The organism is Cryobacterium sp. TMS1-13-1, assembly GCF_004403125.1.
Taxonomy (GTDB): Bacteria; Actinomycetota; Actinomycetes; order Actinomycetales; family Microbacteriaceae; genus Cryobacterium; species Cryobacterium levicorallinum.
Genome location: NZ_SOGX01000002.1, coordinates 101,161 through 119,965 on the forward strand (window position 1 = coordinate 101,161; position 18,805 = coordinate 119,965).

The following is an 18,805-nucleotide window of genomic DNA, read 5'->3' on the forward strand; positions in this document are numbered from 1 at the left end:
GCCTGGACAAATTACTGGGGCGTCACAGCGATCAGGTCATCGAAGGTCGCCGTCATCGGGCTCACGGTGGCCGAGCCACTGACGTAGAACGCCACCCCGATCGAACCGGCCTGCTGCAGGGCGGCCGTTGAATCCGTAGCACTGACCTGCCAGATATCAGGGGCAGGCTCACCGAGCTTCCACGCCATCGCCTTGAGCGTGGTCGGTACGGTGCCGGTGACCTGCACCCGCAGCTGCAGCTGATCCCCCGCCGCGTAGCTGAGGCCGGGGATGGTGAAGGACTTGAGGCTCGTCTCATAACGCAAGAGTTGCACCTGCACCGCCCCGGAGGCCAACAATTTGACGCGTGCCCGATAGTCGTTGGTACCCACCCGACGCCCGATCGCCGTGAGGTAGACGCCGCCGCCAGTCACTGCCTGCTGCACGCCCGTTGTCACGGTCAGATCGGTTTCAGTGGATGACACCGTGCTCAAATAGCCGTTGAGCATCCTGCCTGGCACGGCACGGAGTGTGGCCACGCCGTCACCAACCGAGTAGTTTGCTGCGGATCCGGTCGTGGTCCATGACCCGCCGAGGTCCGCTGCGCCGAAGCCGGTGCTCATGGCTCGGCTGAAGGCATCCGCTGCGAACGCCGTCGCCGGCGCTGGCCCCGGGTCGGTGACCACAACGCTGCGGGAAGCGCTCGACGTTGCACCGGCATCGTCGGTGACCGTGAGCACGATTTCATAGGTACCAGCTCCCGCGTAGCCGTGGGTTGCCGTTGCCACGGCGGCAGATTCGGTCGCGCCGTCTCCCCAGGCCCAGGTGTAGCCCGCGATCGTGCCGTCCGCGTCAGTCGAACCGACGCCGTCGACAGCGACCGCAAGATCGGTGGCCGTCGCCGTGAAGGCCGCAACCGGAGGCGCATTCTCCGGGGCTGGCGGCGGGGCGGCGGTGACCGTGACCGACTCGGTGACGGCCGAGGTGGCCCCGGCATCGTCGGTCACGGTCAAGGTAACCTCGTATATTCCCGACTCGGCATACGTGTGGCTCGCCTGGACGGCGGTGCCGGTGGCGCCATCGCCGAACGTCCACGCATAGCTCGCAATCTGTCCGTCGGAATCCGACGACGACGCCGCGTCAACCTGCAGGGCCAGGTCGTCGACCGAGGAGACGAAGGCTGCTGTCGGTGGCAGGTTGGCCGTGCTTCCTCCCGATCCGAGCGTGAAGTGCTGGCCGATGACCCCTGGCGCCAGGGCGGTGGAATAAACCGCAACCTCGTCGAGGGTACCAGCGAGCGCCGGGCTGCTCGAGCCCCAGGTGGGGTCGCTGCCAATGCGCCAGTATCCCGAGTAGGCCTGCGCCGCCGGTTGCGGATTCGTGCCCACCAGTGCGCCGTCGACGTAGAGCTGCATGCCGGCGGGAGACTGCACGGCGACCACGTGGTGACTCACACCATCGTTGTAGGACGCGGCTGAGGTGACCGTGTTTGCTTTGCCGGTCCAGGTTCCGAAGACGAGACGCCCATCATCCTGCAGGTAGACGTGACGGTCATAGTTGGTCGACAGCCCGGTCTGGCGGTTGCCGAAGCCGATGATTTTTCCGCCCTGCGTCGTGGTCGTGTTGAACCAGGCCTCGAGCGAGTACGTCGTCGGATTCACGAATTGCGTGTCGCTGCTGACCGTTCCGCCGTTGAAGGTGGCAGCGGTACTGCTCGCCCCGGCGATCAGTGCATCCGCACCCTTCGTGACGGCTCCGGAGTACGTTCCGGAATTGCCCAACAGGCCAGCATCGAGGGCGCTCGTTCCGGCAGCTTCGCCGAGCCGCCAGTACAGGTCGGGTTCGGCACCGTACACGGCGGCACCGTAGGCATCGGCGGGGGCGGCCGGTACCGGTGAGGTGCGGCCGGATGCGACGTAGTGGTCGAGCACCTGCTGACGGCTCAGCGGGCCGCTGTACAGCGCGACCTCGTCGATATCGGCCGCAATGTACCCGCTCGTCGGCTGGCTGGTCCAGCTGCTGAGGGTATCTCCGCCGATTCGCCAGAATCCCTGGTAGACCTGGCCGGTCGTCACGTCGGAGCGATGGGCCGCGCGCGTGCCGTCGATGTACAGCGTCATGCCCGCCGGGCTGAGGCTGGCCACAATGTGATGCCATTGCCCATCGTTATAGCTGTCACTCGTATTAATGGTGCGAAGCGCGCTGGGGTAGGCGCCGAACCAGATCTTGCCGCCGTTGTCCATATAGACGTGGCGGTCGTACCCGGCCGAGCTGCCGGTGGCCTTATCACCAAATCCAACGATTTTACCGCCTCGGGTGGTTGTGGTTTTCACCCACGCCTCGACGCTGAAGTTGTTCGACGGTTCTTCCGCAGTTGCGGTCGAGGCCAGCCCATTTGCCGTTCCGTCAAAGCGAGAGGCGGCCTGCTCAGCTATGGCGCCTGCGACATCTCTGGTCACGCCCGACCGCACTGCCAGGTCGGCTCCGCCGGTCCAGTCGAAGGCCGTTGTGCCCTCCGGCTCACCCAGTGGCCAGTAAGACCGCGGCGAGTCACCCAAAACGGATGCCGCGTAGTCACTCAGCCCCGCGCCCTCGGCAACCGTGACCGAGGCCACGGCACCGGTGCGACTGTTGCCGAATGGGTCGGTCACGCGGATGCGATAGTCGTAGCTTTGTCCCGATGTCAGCCCGGTGTCGCTCCAACTGAGCATCGGCCGGTCCCAATCGGTGGAGTCGGCCAGGATGGTCGCGACGCTCACACCGTCCCGGAGCACTTCGTAGCTGAGGTTTTCGTTGTCACGGTCGTAGGCGCTCATCCAGCTCAGCCGGGTGCCTCCCGGCACGAAGGACGCGACGGACGGCACGAAGTCTGCGGCCACGAAGGAGGTATTTGTGACCCGCGGGCCTTCTTTATTCGGGGCGATGGTCCGCGCCGCGAACCGCGCGAGCCCCTGCTGCCCTTTGTTGTTGACGATCGTGAACTCGCCGCCATAGAGCAGGAAGTCCTCATTCGCGGTGATGTTCCATGGTCCCTGCCCCTGACCGGTGTACGTGCCCGAATTGATATCCGGGTAGAAGGTCAGCAGGTCGGGCCGGGGCGTTCCCTCAAAGTTGTAATACGAGCCGCCTGTCCGGTTTCTGGTGATGATTCCCTTCGCCTCCGATGTGAACGTCAGGGTGCGGTGGAAGGTCCACGGGTCGGTCTGCGGCGGGCCGGCAATGTTGCCACAAAAGTGAGCGTGCGAGGTGGTGTAGACGACGTCGCCCACTGGCACGGCAGAGTAGGTATCGCCGTGGCAGTCCTCGACCCAGATCAGCGCGCCCTCGTCCCAGCTGGCGCGAAACGCACCCTCGAGAGTTCCGCCGGTTCCGAAGACATAACCGGTTCCGATCACGCCCTGATCCGACGAGGTCAGGCTCAAGATGGCGGCGTCCTTGCCGCCGTTACGAATGATCGAGTTGATCTTCCATGGAAGGGACGCGCCGGTGGCGGCATCCGTTGCTGCCATGCCATAGCCGGGGTTGGAGCTGCCGTTGTACGAGGTGAACGCGCCGCCGATGACGACTCGGCCCCCGTCAGGCGAGATGGTCAGTGCATTGACCCCACCGCCGGCCGGCGTACCGGTCCAGGTGCCGAGTGCACCGTTGGACGCAGCGAATGAGGCCGTCATGGTGCGAGCCTGTCCCCCGGCGGTGGAAAAGGTTCCTCCGGCATAGACCGTGTCGCCGAAGAATCCCAGCGCCTTCACAGAGGCGTTCACGACCGGCTTCCAGGTGGAGACCAGGGCGCCCGTACCGGTGTTAAAGGCCGCCAGGCGGTACCGAGTGTCCGAACCGACCTTGGTGAAGGACCCGCCAGCGTAGACCCGGGTACCGTCGGTCGAGGCGACCAGAGCACGAACGGCTCCGTTGACGTTGGGGCTGAACGAGGAAATGAGTTGTCCGGTGGTGAGGTTGTAGGCGAGCAGGTTGTTGCGCACCACCTCGTTGGTACCTCGGGCCGAGCCGGCCGGGCGAGCCCTGGTGAATTTACCTCCCACGTACACCGTGTTCCCCACGATCAGCTGAGTCCAAACGACACCGTTGATCTGTGTCGTCGGCAGCGAATCCGCGGCGACCGTGGCCGGAGTGCCGACATCGACCGGTGCGGAATCCGCCAGCGCCACCGCTGGGACGCTCAGAACTCCGGCCATTACGGCGACCGCCGTCGCCAGAGCGAGCCAGCCTGCCCGTGCCAGGGGGGCCAGGCGCGGGGTTCCGCTGGGCACTGGAGCGACAAGACGGCGCGAAGGGATGAGCAGAGGAGCAGCCACCAGAAGGCCTCACTTAGGGTTTGGACCGTAGCCTTCGAGTAGCCACCGCACTAGTTCGCAGTATATTGAGTCTTTGTCAGTTACCAATGCCCCCCATACAGGGCAGTGGTGCTGGACTAGCGCTTGTACTCGTGATAAATCGACCCCACGGAGCCGCTCAGCATGCCGGCACCGCGGGCGGCGGTGCGCAGCCCCCGGGCCCGATGGGGCAATTGTCCGATGATCAATCCGGTCAGGTAGCGGGCAAGGCCGCCCAGTACCCGCGCGGTGCCGCGGGCGACCATGGTGGCTCGCACGAGCATCCGCTCGCCGTGCGCGGTGTCGTCGAGATTGATTCGACTCCAGGTATTGCCCATGCGGAAAGCGCGCTGCAGCACCCATGCTCGGGTGAGCCGGCTGGCTGGGACCACGTCGATGACAATGGCCTCGTCGCACCAGATCATTTGCCCGCCGAGGCGATGCAGCTGCCGGGTGAACAGCGAATCCGAACCGCCGGAGATGCCGAACCGTTCGTCGAACTGCAGGCCGAGGCGGCGCACCTGAACGAGGTCAAGGAGCAGATTGTTGGTGGCGGCGAGCGAAACCGACGTCCCCGTGGCGAATCGGCGGCGTTCAAAGAAGCCGCCGGCCCGAATCCACGGTTCAGGCTCCGTGTCGTATCGCGAGAGCACCGGACCGACCACGGCGGCCGGGCGAAAAGTAGCGTAGGTGTCGAGAAGCTGCATGAGCCACTGGGCAGTGGGCCGCTCATCATCATCGATGAAGATCAACACTTGGGCATGATCTGCTTCCGTCAAGGCCCGATTGCGACCGGCCGCGATCCCAGGAATCGGTTCATGCACGTACCGCACCGGCACGGAGCTACTCGAAGCGGCGACCGCAGCCACCTGGTCACGTGCACCGCCGTGCGGATCGTTGTCCACGACGAGAATCTCGATCGACCGAGAAACCGTGGCGGCCTGGTCAAGGAGCTCTGGCAGCAACTCCACCAGGTCATGGGCTCGACAATAGGTGAGGACCGCGATCACGACGCTGGCCTTACCACCTGGATATTCTTTGGTCACGATTCCCCCTCTTTGGCATTTCGCCATCACAAATCCTGCACACACAGCGGTGCTGCTTACCTCCGATCAGTCACGATGATCGGCCTCTACCGGCATCGGTCAATTGACGCGCAGGGCGACGAAATCGTCGAAGGCCGTGGTGACCGGAGTCACGGTAGCCGTTGACCCGAGGTAGAGGGCCAGTCCGACCGAGCCCGACGCCTGCATGGCGGGCGTGGCATCCGTCGTACTGAGCTGCCAGGCCGACGGCTCGGTGCCGCCGACGCTCCAGACCTTAGCCCGAATGGTCGTCGGCCCGGTGCCGAAAACCTGCAGCCGGACCCGAAGCTGGGTTCCTGTCGTGTAGGTCAGCCCGGCGATGTTTTGCACCGTTAAGGTCGTCGCACCGTGCATGAGCTGCAGCTGCACAACACCCGTAGCCAGGAACTTGACCCTGGCCCGGTAATCATCGGTGCCAACTCGTCGGCCGATGACCGACGAGTACGCTCCCGAGCCGGTGGCCGCCTGCTGAAGTGCCATCGTCACACTCACGTCACTGTCAGCCACGGACACGCCCGACAGATATCCGTTGACCGTGGCCCCGGCCGCGGCTTTAAACCGCCCGACACCTTCACTGACCGAGTAGTTCCCCGACGATCCGGTCGTGGTCCACGCCCCTCCGCTATCGGCCGCGCCGAGCCCGCTGCTCAAGACGCGGGAAAACGCGTCGGTTGCCACGGGCAGATTGGGATCGACAGCCGGCACGAGCACGTTCTGCGTCGTCACGGCCGTTGCGCCAGAGTCATCGGTAACCGTGAGGGAGACCGGATAACTGCCGTCGACGGTGTAGCTGTGCGTGGCTGTCTTGCCAGCCGAATTCGTCCCGTCGCCCCACGACCAGGCGTATCCGGCAACGGTGCCATCAGCATCCGTCGAAGCGGATGCGTCCACCGAAACAGCAAGCGGCGACGTCTGGTAGCTAAAGGCCGCGGTCGGCGGCACGTTGGCCTGAGGGCCGGAGCTGCCCACGGCGTAGTGGTTCGCGATGGATGCCGCCCCGAGTGCGGCCGGATACACGGCGACTTCATCAATGTCAGCGTCGATGTAGTCGCTCAGGGGCCGACTGGTCCAGCCTCTCAGATTGTCGCCGCCAATGCGCCAGTAGCCTTGAATCGGGGCGGCGGACGTCGTGTCGGTGCGTTGGGCGGCGAGTACTCCGTCGATGTACAGCGACATACCGTTTGCGCCGACAGTGGCGACGATGTGGTGCCACTGTCCGTCATTGTAGGACCCCGTCGTATTGACCGTGCGTAAAACACCCGGCTTGACTCCGAACCAGATTCGGCCGGTATTGTCCATATAAACGTGGCGGTCGTAGGCGGCGGAGTTGGCGGTGGCGCTATTGCCGAGGCCGATTATTTTGCCGCCACGCTTGGTCGTGGTCTTGACCCAGGACTCAACGCTGAAGTCGCCGCGCGGCGTTTCAAACGCGCTGGACGCGGCGAACCCAGCGGTAGTGCCACTGAACCGCGAAGCAGAGCCACCGTCACCGCTGAGGGCACCCGTGACGCCCCTGGTCACGCCAGAGTTGGTTTGCGCATTGGCGGCGGCGGCCCAGTCGAAGGCCGTCGTTCCGCTGGCTTCACCGAGCGGCCAGTAGGACGTCGGCGAGTCTGCACGAACCGCGGATGCGTACGCGCTGTAGCTCCCAGCACTTGCCACGGTAACGGATGCCGGACTTCCGGTCTTCACATTGCCAAACGGGTCGCTCACCCTGATCTGATAGGAATATGCCTGCCCGGGGGACAGCCCACTGTCCGTCCAGCCCATGCTGGGTCGGGACCAGTCGACGGATAGGCCCAATACGGTGCCGACCGATACTCCATCACGCAGAACTTCGTACTTGAGTCGCTCATTGTCACGGTCGTAGGCCGACTTCCACCCAATGCGCACCGTGCCGGTCGAGAGCGATTGCAGGTCTGGAACGAAAGCCGACGCGACGAAGGCCGCGTTGGCCAAGCGGGGCCCTTCTTTATTGGTCGCGGTCGTGGAGCTGGCGAATCGCGCCAGACCCTGCTGCCCCTTGTTGTTGACATTGGTGAACTCGCCGGCGTACAAGAGGTATTGACCGTTGGTCACGACGTTCCAGGGACCCTGCCCTTGCCCGGTGTAGACGCCGGTGTTGATGTCCGGGTAAAAGCTCAACAGGCTCGGTCGAGGTTTGCCGACGAAGTTGTCGTAGCTGCCCACGGCGTTCGGCGTAATGAGTCCGGTGGTAGCCATCGTGAACGACAGGGTGCGGTGGTAGGAGCGCGGCGCCGTCTCGACCGGTCCGCCAATATTGCCGCAGTAGTGCGCGTGACCGGTGGTATAGACGACATTCTGCGTCGGGGCCGCGGAGTAGGTGTCACCGTGGCAGTCTTCCATCCAGATGATCGAACCGTCCGACCAGCTGGCGCGGAAGGTGCCCTCGAAGTTGGCGCCAGCTCCATAGTCGTATCCAGTGCCGAAGACGCCATCGGACGAGGAGGTCAGGCTCGTGATACCGCCGTTGATCCCTCCGTTACGGAGCAGCGAGTTGACCGCCCAAGGCAGGGAGGCGCCGGTGACGGCGTCGAGGGCCGCCATCCCGTAGCCGGGGGTGCTGGCGCCGTTGTACGAGGTGAAGGCGCCGCCGATAATGACCTTGGCACCATCGGGCGAGACGGTGAGGGCGTTGACGGCGCCGCCGCTCGGGGTTCCTGACCACGCCTTCAACGCACCGTTGGAGGCGTCAAAGGACGCAATCTGAGGGCGCGGCTGACCACCGGCAGTGCTAAAGACCCCGCCAGCGAACAACGTGCCACCCGAAAATCCGAGCGCTTTGACCTGAGCGTTCAGGACTGGGGCAAACGAGGCGACGAGCGCGCCCGTGCCGGTGTCAAAGGCCGCAAGACGGTACCGATCGGCTCCGCTCACGGAGGTGAACGAGCCGCCGGCATAGATTCTGCTGCCGTCTGCGGAGGCGACGAGTGCTCGAACCGCACCGTTGGGGTTTGGGCTGAACGTCGGGATCAGCACACCGGTCGTCAGGTTGTAGGCGAGCAGGTTGGTGCGCACCACCTCATTCACCCCAACGCCGGAGCCGGCCGGGCGGGCTCTGGTGAATTCACCCCCCACATAGACTGTGTTGCCAACGATCAGCTGGGTCCACACCACACCGTTGATCTGCGCGGTGGGCAGGGAATCCGCGGCCATCGTCACCGGCGTCGCCGGATCGGTAGGAGCGGTGTCGGCTACGGCCTGAAGTGGAACCGTGAGAACGGCGGCGACGACCGCGACAGCGGTCAGCAATCCGAAAACACCGGTGCGTGCTGGCCGATTACGAACCGAAATCAGACCTGCGAGGTTCAGTCGAGACGCGTAGAGAGATCCCACGATGTTTCCTTACTCGGAGGAGGAGCGGGGCCGTCGGGTGACCGTCGCATTCAACGGAGTCTAGTGAGATTTTCTCAGTACGGAATACCCTCTATGGGGGGGTAGCCATTTGTACGGCCTGGTCAGTGCGGTGCCGCGCCCTCAAAGAGCACGATCGGCACGCCAGCCGAGTAGTCGACAGCGATCTGCACTTCGTCTCGCGCATCAGCGGGGACAGTGAAAACGAACACGCCCTGCGCGGCCTGGCCCGCGGCGACCTCGTCAGGAAATGAGACTCCGCCCGGCGCGGCAAGTTCGGTGGCCGGCGACTGGGCAGCCCCAAAGAAGAAGTTGACGACGGTTGACGTCAACGACACGGTCGCAGCCGTGTCGTTGCGAACAGAGACGGCGAACCGGAGCGACGGCCCGGCAATCTCGCCCGGTCCCCGCGCCACACCCTCGACCGCCTCGAGCTCGCTGATACTGAACACGACCCCGGGCACGGCCACGGCGGGGTCCGTCAGTGGAACCGGTTCCTGAACCTGTGGTGGAGCGACCTCGCTCGATGGAACGCCGACTCCGGCGTTCGGGTCGGGGACGCTCGGGGCGGGCGTCGTCGTTTCGGCCGGCACGGGGCTGGGCGAAGGGCCGGGCGACCGGGAGGGAGCGGGGGATGGGGTCGTCACGGACCGCGTCGCGGTGACATCGGCCGAATCGGCACGTTGGGATGCCCAAACGTTAGCCACCAGCATGATGACCACGAGCAGGGCCAGCAGTCCGGCCCCGGCGATCCACCACAGCCGACGCCGCCGGCCCGCGGTTTCGGGACCGGTATCGGAGGGGTGGTGCACGGCCATGGTCGAACTCCAAGCTGAGGACCCGCTCAAAAAAAGAATCGGGTGAAGACGTCGTTGAACCATTAATACACGCGTGGGATTTCTTTCCAAGGGGGCACCTGAGCCCACTTTGGGGGTACACGCCCACCCTGTACAGTGTGTGAAAGCTGCCGACCACTGATGAGGCCCACACATGCGCATCGCAATCCTGCACGGGAACAATGACGCCTACGGGGCCTCTCGCGTGCTCATTCAGGAAATCTCCTGCCTCCTCAGCCTCGGCCACACGGTGGCCGTCATCGTGCCAAATGCCGGACCACTAGCAGAAGAGCTGGCTCAGTCCGGACTCTCTGCGACCGTCATCGTTGACCCGGGGCTGTCGGTCCTGAGGCTCAGCAAGATCTCAGACCTCCTGCATCCGATTCGTCTTCGACCAGAAATTACCCACGCCGACGTCGTGGTCTTGTGGACGCTCGCCCTCGCCGCGTACATTCCACTCCTGCGCCTGAAACGCAAGAGTTTTTACCTGTCGGTGCACGAGCTTCTCCCCAGCCGCTTGGGAAACCTCCTGGTTCGGGTACTCCTGGCCCCCGGCCGCTTTCCAATCTGCGCCTGCAGCGAAGCCACGGCAGCGTGGCTGGAGCACAACGGGGTCGCCCGCACGCGGCTGACCGTGACGTCGCCCGTGTTCGACCCGGTCATTGCCGTCGGAGCACCGACGCTCCACGACCCGTTCACCCTCGCCGTCATCGGCCGCGTCAATGGTCGCCGGGGACACCTCGAGGTGGCTCAGGCACTCCAGTCCCTGTGGCCAGCGGTGAGCCCCCCCCGTCCGACAACCGGTCCTTCCTGGCGACTTCTTCTGTTCGGTGCGCCATTTCCCGGTCAGGAGTCCGCTCTCGACGCGGTGTTGCACCTGATCGAGGGCGACCCACGTATCGAATACCGCGGTGAGGCAAAATCCGTGGAAGCCATCGCGAGCGAGATTGACGCTGTTGCCTGCTTTCCCTCCATGCCCGAGTCGTTTGGCCTCGTTCCCGTTGAAGCATGGCGGGCGGGGGTTCGGGCTGCGGGATTCGCCGACGGTGGGCCCGGCGAGGTGTTGCCCATTGTCGGCGGCATCGGCGTGGCACGCACCGGTACGCCCCTGGCTGATATTTCGTCGGCGCTCCTCACTCTGGAGCGGTCCGTCCGAGCTCGGGAAGCCTTGCCCGAACCGTCGACGGTCAACCTGCACTTTACGAAGGAACGCCGTCTGATATCGCTGACCCAGGTTCTCAGCCGGGCCGTTGCCCGGCCAGCCCGCCGCACGGTCCGCTAACGTCATTCCTGATCGGCTAACCCTGTCCCTTCGGCGTAGGCAGCACGTTCAGGTCGGGAACCTCTGCGGGCTCAGGCACGACGTCCGCGTCAGGAACCGCTTCAGGCTCAGGCACGACGTCCGGGTCGGGAACCTCTTCAGGCTCAGGCACCACCTTCGGCTCAGGCACCACCTTCGGCTCCGGCACCACATGTGCGTCGGGAGCGACCTCGGGTGCCGGCAACAGGTTCACGTCGGGAGCGACTTTCGGTTCGGTGGGCGCTGTCGTGCCCGGTGTCTCCGTGAGGGTAGCGGCGCTGGCAGCTCTGACGCTGACAGAATCGCCGGTGACGGTATTTCCGAACGGGTCACTCACCCGAATTTGGTACGAGTACATCGTTCCGGGCGTGCGACCGGTGTCGGTCCAGCTGATCGGGGGCCGGCTCCAGTCAACGGAGAGCCCCGTTTGCGTGCGCACGACAGCGCCGTTTCGCAAGACCTGATAGGTAAGCAATTCGTTGTCGCGGTCGTAGTTCGACTTCCAGGTGACCGTGACAGTTCCGGCGCTTGGCGTGGTGAGCGTTGGCGTGAAGCTGGCACCGGTCACCCGCGGCCCTTCTTTGTCGGGCGCGATGGACGACACCGCGAAGCGCACCAGTCCCTGCTGTCTCTTATTGTTGACGAGCGTGAACTCGCCGCCGTAGAGCACATATTGGGAGTTGGCGGCTACGTTCCACGGCCCCTGACTTTGACCGGTAAAGTTGCCGGCATTGATGTCGGGGTAGAAGGTCAGCAGCGATGGCCGGGGGTACCCCTCAAAGTTAAAGTAGCTCCCACCCGTGCGGTTCCGGGTGATAGTGCCTGTTGCATTTTTCGTAAAGGCCAGAGTCCGATGAAAGGTTCGCGGACTGGTTTCCGAGAAACCACCGATGTTTCCACAAAAGTGGGCGTGCGCGGTCGTGTACACGACGTCGCCGACCGGAACGGCCGAGTAGGTGTCACCATGGCAGTCCTCGATCCAGACGGTGTTACCGCTGCTCCAGCTGGCCCGGAACGTTCCCTCGAACATGGCGCCGGGGCCATAGTCGTACCCGGTGCCGTAGACGCCGCCGGAATCCGAGGTGAGCGACAGAATGGAACCGTTAGGGCCAGCATTCTTGATGAGCTTGCCGATATTCCAGGTCATTCCGGCGCCCGAGCTGGAATTCGTTGCCGCCATTCCATAGCCGGGAGTCGTCGCGCCGTTGTAGGAGGTGAATGAACCGCCGATGACGACCCGGTCGCCGTTCGGGGAAACTGTTAGTGCGTTCACGGCCCCGTCGGGCACCGTGCCCTTCCAGGTACCGAGCGATCCGGTGGAACCGGTGAACGACGCGATCCGCTGTCGTCCCTGAGAGTTGGCCGAGGTGAAGCTCCCCCCCGCGAAGACGGTACTCCCAAACGTTCCGAGCGCTCTGACGGTGTTGTTTGCCGTGGGTTTCCAGCTGGAATCGAGCGCCCCGGTAGCCGTACTGAAGGACGCCAACCGAGTTCGCGTCACGGAGCCGACATTGGTGAAGGCTCCACCCACGTAGATGCGCGATCCGTCTGGCGAGGCGGTAATCGCCCGCACCGCGCCATTGAGGTTGGGGTTGAATGACGTCATGACACCAGTCGACAGGTTGTACGCCATGAGATTGTTGCGCGTCACCTCGCTCGTTCCGGCCGAAGCTCCAGCGGGGCGTGCGCGAGTGAACTGGCCACCGACGTAAACGGTGTTTCCGACGATCGTCTGGGTCCACACCACCCCGTTGATTTGGGCGGTCGGCAACGCATCGGCCGCGACGGTTTTGGGAGTGGAAGAATTTGGCGGCGCCGTGTCCGCTTGCGCGCTGCCGGTACCAAAAAAAATCGTCGCCACCAAAGCTGCTGTAGCGATCATTGCCACTATCGGAGACCGAACGCTCCGCGCCATAAGAAAACCTCAATTTCAACTCGGACGGCGGCCTTCGGGCGGCCCCGTGGTGCAGGAATCATACTTGACTTCACGAATTTCGGGCTTGTGCCGCGAAAAACTGCATGCCCGACCGTAGTTGGTCCGTCGGGGCGTGCGCCGGCGGACCAACATCCGTTCATTTCTCACCCCTAGTCAGGCTGAAGGATAAAGGTTAGGATTCCTCACTGCCTCTCTTACCCGAATTCTGTTAAAGCTCACGCTGCAGCCTGAGAGAAATCTGAGCCTTCTGTGACCCCCAAGCGCCCGACCACAGCGATTCCTCCAGAAACGAAACCGAACCGCGCGAACCTGGTGAAGCCCGCTGGCGACGAGCCCCCCGGGCTTCTTGCTGCCCGGCAGAACGGGCTGCGCATCGGCTACGCGGCTGGCGGGTTTGACCTTTTCCACGTTGGACACCTCAATATTCTCAAGCACGCCAAAAGCCAGTGTGACTACCTGATCGCCGGCGTTGTGTCCGACGAGATGCTCCAACTCACCAAGGGCATCACCCCCGTCGTGCCGCTGGTCGAACGTCTCGAAATTGTTCGACACATCTCTTTCGTGGACGAGGCGGTCGCCGAAGTCGTCGAGGACAAGCTCGATACCTGGCGCGACCTCCGCTTTGACGTGTTCTTTAAGGGCGACGATTGGCGAGGCACCCCCCGCGGGGTACACCTCGAGAACGAGTTCGCTGCTGTCGGCGTCGAGGTCGTGTACTTCCCCTACACGGTCAATACCTCCAGCACGATCTTGCGTCGGGCGCTCGACGCTCTCACGCGCCCCGATGCGGCCGGTCTTCGGCAACCACGCACGAGCACCCCCTAACTATCGGCGAGCAGCCAACGCACCAAAGAACGGGTTTCTCGGCCGAGAAACCCGTTCTTTTCGGGCTGTTCCCGTAACTGCCGCAAACATCGGGCGCAATCAAGCGGATGCTTCGGTTTGCTCCCGCACGGCCTTGCGCGGCTGCGCTGCCCAAGAGGCAATGGGCACGGTAAACACTCCCGGCACGACCGCAAATCGTCGGTAAACGGCCAGAGCCAGCACGATTGCCGCGCCGCACAGCAGCAGCGGAACCGCCGTTGCGGCACCCGTCGGCAACGTCACGCCGCCGGCCATGACGATCGCCGCGAGCGCCGCCATGGGAAAGGTATGCACCAGATAGATGGGCAACGTGCGACTACCCAGCACCCGCATGAAATCAAACACCGAAGCGCGCGACAGAACGACGGCCACGCTGATGCCCACCAGCACTGCCAGCACGCTCACGGCGAGGAGCACGAACGGTACCCGCGTCAACGACAGTTTCACCATGAGGAGCACAACGCCGGCATACACGCCACAGAGCACGGCCATGTGCCACCACCGCACCCGCGGAATCAGACGTCGCACGCGCGGGCCCAGCCAGATAGCCGCCAGGAAGAAGACGAGGTAGCGGCCCATCTTGTCCCACGGAGTACCCGTGTGCAGAACCTGCGAACCGAACAGCACGGCGAGCGCTCCCGTTACGGACACGGAAATAAGCGGATGCCAGCGCCGAGTCAGCCAGGCCACGGTGAGAAAGATGGGCAGGGCGTAGATGAACCAGAGATTTGAGCTCGGCCGAATGAACAGGGTAACCAGGTCGGTCCACCTGGCATTGGGCCCGTCGGGGCTGATTGGCGGCAGGGCCAGTAGGAACAGGGTCTGGGCGGCGACCCAGGCCGTGTAGAGATACAGCAGCAGGGACATCCGCTTACGAAACAGCTGCCGGTACGGCAACCGAATGGCCTGGGCCGCGAGGATTCCGGACATGAAGAAGAACAGGGGCATACGGAAGGTGTCGAGCAGTGGGTTGAGCGGCGCCAGGGCGCCGGCCAGACCGACCCGGTCGAGGTACATGACCGAGTGATAGAGCACAACGAGGGTGATCGCGATGCCCTTTGCCACGTCGATCCAGGCTTCGCGCGGCGTGCCGCGAAGGACGAACGACGCGGTGTTAGTCACGGGGCACGGTCTTGAGAGACTTGCCGAAGGGGAACAGAGCTGCCACCCGGCGACGGTCGGGGTTCGGCAGCTCGGGACCCTTGGGAATCAAAGTCAGCGCGAGCACCAGGATGAGCAGTCGCGCCGCGGTGTACAGCGGGCCGAAGAAGAACACCCACACGGTGTTCACGACCAGAAACAACAGAATTCCACTGGCCCGGTTCGCGGCCACCGCGGCTCCGACCCCGCGCAAAACCAGAAAAAGAATGACGACGGCCAGCAGGACACCGGGAATGCCGAACCGCGCCCAGAGGTCGCCGAGCACCGAGTGCAGTTCGATATTGCCGCCGAACATGTAGTTTTCGACGTACCCATTGTCGGGGTCGTAGCTGATCGATGCCATTCCCGTCTTCGCCGCGAGCAGATCGGTCGGATTCAGCAGCGTGCCGGCCCCGAACCCGTATGGCTGGTGTGCCATCAGGGAAGCCGTCGCGGCCAGTTCCGGTCGCCCGCCCAGAATGAGCGACCCGGCAGAGTTGAGCTGGTCGATGGTGCGGGCCCGCGTCGCCTCGCCGAACAGCCCCGCGACGATGGCCGCCTGCCCCAGGTTGTACACGACGACGGCGAGCACACCGAGGGCGACGACAACCCCGGCGCCCGATCTGATGCGCAGGTAACGAAACCGGCTGGTCGGGCGCATCTGCCAAGCCACGAGAATGAGGGTCAGAAGCAGGATCGCGAAGGACGAGCGCGCATCGGTGACCATTGACAAGACTGTCAGCCCGAGCACGGCGAGCAGGTCGAACCAGCGACGATCAAGAATGTGCGCGATGGCGAGGATCACCACTGTCACGGCAAAGGAGAATCCGAAGCGCCAGGGATTGTCGAAGAACCGGGCGTTGTCGGTGGTTACGCTCCCGAGCAGGCCGAGTCCAAACCACAGGGCCACCCACGAGTCGGGCAGTACGCTGCGGGTCCAGAGCACAAAGCCGAAGGAGCACAACAGGCCAACCAGCCCGATGGAGTTGCCGGCCAGTTCGCTCATCGCGATGACGTGGGTGGGTTCGGCGAGTACGGACAGCCAGATGCCGGAGCCGACGGCGACGAAGCCGATCAGCACGAGGGTGAGCGCGCCCCGATAGCGGCCCAGCGTAGGCAGCCAAAGCGGAATCAGCGCTGCAGCCGCCAGGTAGCCGACGGTGATGCCGAGCGGAAGGTCGAGTCGCAGACCGATCAGGATCAGCACGATGACAGCAAGGATTTTGGTCGAACGCGGCACCACCGCCTCGGTCGAGGGCACCCGATCACGGCCGGAATTCACGGCGAGCGGCACGGGCTGCTCGCGCGTCTGGCGTGCGCTCGCGCGCTGTTTTGTCACGGTCTGTTGTGTCGTCTCGCGCATATAGGTCGTTCGGTCCCGCACCGGGCCGCGCCCGAAACAATTCGGGTATTGTTCCTGCCGCGCGACCACATCGGCATAACAGTAGGTCCATGTGGGCGCGGGATCAAGGGCCGACGCCCGGCGAATTCGCATCCATGATCCCCCCGATCGGGGGTCGCCCCTTGCTGGCATGCTGCGTGTACAGTGGCGTTTTCAGCTTGATCCACGCCCTGAGCCAATGGGAGCTACCGCCTTGCCCGAGGACGCCTCACCCGCAGCTCCAACGAAACGCAACCCCGATCTGCTGCCCAATCGGACGGGCACAGTTTCGCGTAACATGACGGTCGCATTGCTGGGCAACGCGTTTCCCCCTCTCGTCGCACTGTTCTCCGGCCCCATCCTGGCGCAGGCCCTGGGGGTTGACGGGCGTGGTGCGGTGGCAGCGGCGACGGCACCATTGGCACTGGTCGTCACCATAGCCACGTTTGGAATTCCCGAAGCCGTCACGTGGATTATCGCGAAAAAGCCAGCGTTGGCGCGAAACGCAGCGGGTCGGGGCATGCTTATTCTGGGCATCGCCGGACTATTCGCGACCGCCGCCATCGTCTTTTCACCACCTTTGTTGAGTGGTGGCGACCCGAGCGTTCAGCTACTGATCGTGTTCGCCAGTCTGGCCATTGTGCCGAACCTTCTCGTGGGGATACTCCGCGGCGTTGCCTCGGCCACGAGCAGCTGGCGGCTCGTATCCATGGAGCGCATTATCTCGTCGGTTCTGCGCCTCGCGGTCCTCATCCCGTTCTGGCTGACGGGAACGCTCACCCCGCTCGTGGCCACCATCACGGTCGCTGCCATGCCCGTGGTCGGCGCCTTTGTCTACATCGGGCGCATGCGCAGCCTCGACCCGCGCGCGCACGAGGTTCCGCCCGAAGCACGCATGCGCGGGCTCCTCAGCTACGGCAGCCGAATGTGGGTCGGTTCGCTGTCGGGCGTGCTCCTGACGCGTCTCGATCAGGTACTGCTGACGCCGCTCGCCGGCACCTACCAGCTCGGACTCTACGTCGTGGCGGTGAGCATCAGCGAGCTGCCGTTGATCATTCACCACGCGGTGCGTGATGTCTCGTTCGTCAACGAAGCGGCCAAGTCTGAGGATGAACGCCTCAGTTCGTCTGCCCGCATCTCGACGGCGCTCTCGGCACTGGCAGCGCTGGTGCTCGGAGTGTCCATGTTGTGGTGGCTGCCGTTTCTGTTCGGGGAGGGCTTTCGCGAATCGATTCCGATTGCCGCAGTACTCCTCGTAGCGGTTGTGCTGCTCACGCCGGGTTCCATTGCTGGCGCTGGGCTGAGCGCGCGCGGCCGCCCCGGGCTGCGCAGCATCGCACTGACCATTTCGTGTGTCATCAACATTGTGATGCTCATCATCCTCGCGCCGCTGCTGGGGGCGATGGGCGCGGCGCTCACGACGCTCGCGGGCAACATCATCACGAGCAACCTCAACCTGCTGTTCTTGTCGCGGGTGTTTGGAATCGGAATGCTGCAGTTCTACGGTCTGCGTCGTTCAGACATCACCACCATCGGCCGCTACGGTAAGCGGATACTGCGGCGCAAGACGCGCTGACCGGATACGTACGTTAGCTGGCGAAGCGGTCGGTGGCCTCGATAATGGCGTCCAGGATGCCGGGCTGGTCGAAGGCATGGCCGGCGTCGGGGATCAGCTTGAATTCCGCCTCCGGCCAGTTCTTGTGCAGGTCCCAGGCGGTGAAGGCCGGCGTGCACATGTCGTAGCGGCCCTGCACGATGACACCGGGGATCTCGGCGAGGCGGGAGGCGTTGTCGATCAGCTGGTTCGGCGTGAACCAGCCCCTATTGGCGAAGAAATGGTTCTCGATGCGGGCAAAGGCCACAGCGAAGGCTGGGTCCGAGAAGTGCGCGATCTTGTCTGGCTCCTGCAGCAGGGTGATCGTCGACGATTCCCAGGTGGCCCAGGCCACGCCGGCGCGTTCGCGCACGAACTGGTCCGGGTCGTGCAGCAGTCGACCGTAGGCCTCGATCAGGTGGCCGCGTTCATTTTCGGGGACCGGAGCGAGAAAGGATTCCCACAGGTCGGGGTAGATTGCCGCGGCGCCGCCCTCGTAGAACCAGTCGAGTTCGACCGGGCGAAGGGTGAAGATGCCGCGCACGACGAGTTCGGTGACCTGGGCGGGGTGGGTCTCGGCGTAGGCGAGCGCGAAGGTGCTGCCCCAGGATCCGCCGCAGACCAGCCAGCGGTCGATGCCGAGGTGCTCGCGCAGTTTCTCGAGATCAGCGACGAGAGTCCAGGTGGTGTTCACGCTCAGGTCAACGTCGGGCTCGCTCGCGTGCGGAGTGCTGAGGCCGCAGCCACGCTGGTCGAACAGAATGATGCGGTACTTCGCCGGATCGAATACCCGACGCTGGTCCGGGCCGGACGCGCCACCCGGGCCGCCGTGCAGATACACCGCGGGCTTGCCGTCGGGGTTGCCCGAGGCTTCCCAGTAGATGGTCTGATTGTCACCGACATCGAGCATGCCGGTTTCGTAGGGTTCAATCTCTGGGTAGAAGGTTCGCATGCTTTGAGCCTATGCCCCCGTGTGCACGGCCC

At 64.3% G+C, this 18,805-nt stretch carries 11 protein-coding genes; 3 read left to right on the forward strand and 8 right to left on the reverse strand.

The genetic code is table 11. The features are described from left to right. Positions 1-11 precede the first annotated feature (11 nt). From E3T31_RS01405 to E3T31_RS01420, 4 genes are all read right to left on the reverse strand, one after another. The gene (locus E3T31_RS01405; protein ID WP_241977471.1) at positions 12-4,292 is read right to left on the reverse strand and encodes a LamG-like jellyroll fold domain-containing protein; all 4,281 of its coding nucleotides are present in this window, start codon (positions 4,290-4,292) and stop codon (positions 12-14) included. A 116-nt stretch (positions 4,293-4,408) separates the two neighbouring features. Further along, positions 4,409-5,356, reverse strand: coding sequence for a glycosyltransferase family 2 protein (locus tag E3T31_RS01410; RefSeq protein ID WP_241977473.1), 948 nt, complete (start codon positions 5,354-5,356; stop codon positions 4,409-4,411). A gap of 99 nt (positions 5,357-5,455) precedes the next feature. Further along, a complete protein-coding gene (locus E3T31_RS01415; RefSeq protein ID WP_241977482.1) occupies positions 5,456-8,752 on the reverse strand; it encodes a LamG-like jellyroll fold domain-containing protein in 3,297 nt (1,098 codons plus the stop codon). A 122-nt stretch (positions 8,753-8,874) separates the two neighbouring features. After that, positions 8,875-9,588 carry a hypothetical protein gene (locus E3T31_RS01420; protein WP_134467147.1) on the reverse strand — a complete coding sequence of 238 codons (714 nt, stop codon included), beginning with the start codon at positions 9,586-9,588 and terminating at the stop codon, positions 8,875-8,877. Positions 9,589-9,760: 172 nt separating this feature from the next. On the opposite strand from E3T31_RS01420, the gene E3T31_RS01425 reads away from it, so the two are divergent. After that, entirely contained in the window at positions 9,761-10,888 is a 1,128-nt protein-coding gene (locus tag E3T31_RS01425) for a glycosyltransferase family 4 protein (RefSeq protein WP_134467148.1), read from the forward strand. Between the two features lie 16 nt (positions 10,889-10,904). Here the strand turns inward: E3T31_RS01425 and E3T31_RS01430 are convergent, their stop codons facing one another. Then, positions 10,905-12,788 carry a hypothetical protein gene (locus E3T31_RS01430; RefSeq protein WP_134467149.1) on the reverse strand — a complete coding sequence of 628 codons (1,884 nt, stop codon included), beginning with the start codon at positions 12,786-12,788 and terminating at the stop codon, positions 10,905-10,907. A gap of 366 nt (positions 12,789-13,154) precedes the next feature. Here E3T31_RS01430 and E3T31_RS01435 point away from each other — a divergent pair, with 366 nt between their 5' ends. Beyond that, on the forward strand, positions 13,155-13,667 hold the full coding sequence (locus tag E3T31_RS01435) for an adenylyltransferase/cytidyltransferase family protein (protein WP_241977484.1): 513 nt from the start codon (positions 13,155-13,157) through the stop codon (positions 13,665-13,667). A gap of 99 nt (positions 13,668-13,766) precedes the next feature. On the opposite strand, the gene E3T31_RS01440 is transcribed toward E3T31_RS01435, so the two are convergent. Together E3T31_RS01440 and E3T31_RS01445 are read right to left on the reverse strand one after the other, a co-directional pair. Next, positions 13,767-14,828 carry an acyltransferase family protein gene (locus tag E3T31_RS01440; RefSeq protein ID WP_134467150.1) on the reverse strand — a complete coding sequence of 354 codons (1,062 nt, stop codon included), beginning with the start codon at positions 14,826-14,828 and terminating at the stop codon, positions 13,767-13,769. Continuing rightward, complete coding sequence (locus E3T31_RS01445; RefSeq protein WP_134467151.1) at positions 14,821-16,185, reverse strand: hypothetical protein; 1,365 nt, start codon at positions 16,183-16,185, stop codon at positions 14,821-14,823. Before E3T31_RS01445 ends, E3T31_RS01440 begins: the two co-directional genes overlap by 8 nt. Before the next feature lie 340 nt (positions 16,186-16,525). On the opposite strand from E3T31_RS01445, the gene E3T31_RS01450 reads away from it, so the two are divergent. Beyond that, entirely contained in the window at positions 16,526-17,803 is a 1,278-nt protein-coding gene (locus E3T31_RS01450) for an oligosaccharide flippase family protein (RefSeq protein ID WP_166788354.1), read from the forward strand. 13 nt (positions 17,804-17,816) lie between these two features. Here the strand turns inward: E3T31_RS01450 and pip are convergent, their stop codons facing one another. Then, the gene (gene pip, locus E3T31_RS01455) at positions 17,817-18,773 is read right to left on the reverse strand and encodes a prolyl aminopeptidase (protein ID WP_134467153.1); all 957 of its coding nucleotides are present in this window, start codon (positions 18,771-18,773) and stop codon (positions 17,817-17,819) included. Positions 18,774-18,805 lie beyond the last annotated feature (32 nt).

Bases quoted from the DNA above. Each gene is read 5' to 3' on its own strand.
- E3T31_RS01420 (WP_134467147.1), bottom strand. From the start codon at position 9,588: ATGGCCGTGCACCACCCCTCCGATACCGGTCCCGAAACCGCGGGCCGG.
- E3T31_RS01425 (WP_134467148.1), top strand. From the start codon at position 9,761: ATGCGCATCGCAATCCTGCACGGGAACAATGACGCCTACGGGGCCTCT.
- E3T31_RS01430 (WP_134467149.1), bottom strand. From the start codon at position 12,788: ATGATCGCTACAGCAGCTTTGGTGGCGACGATTTTTTTTGGTACCGGC.
- E3T31_RS01450 (WP_166788354.1), top strand. From the start codon at position 16,526: ATGACGGTCGCATTGCTGGGCAACGCGTTTCCCCCTCTCGTCGCACTG.
- pip (WP_134467153.1), bottom strand. From the start codon at position 18,773: ATGCGAACCTTCTACCCAGAGATTGAACCCTACGAAACCGGCATGCTC.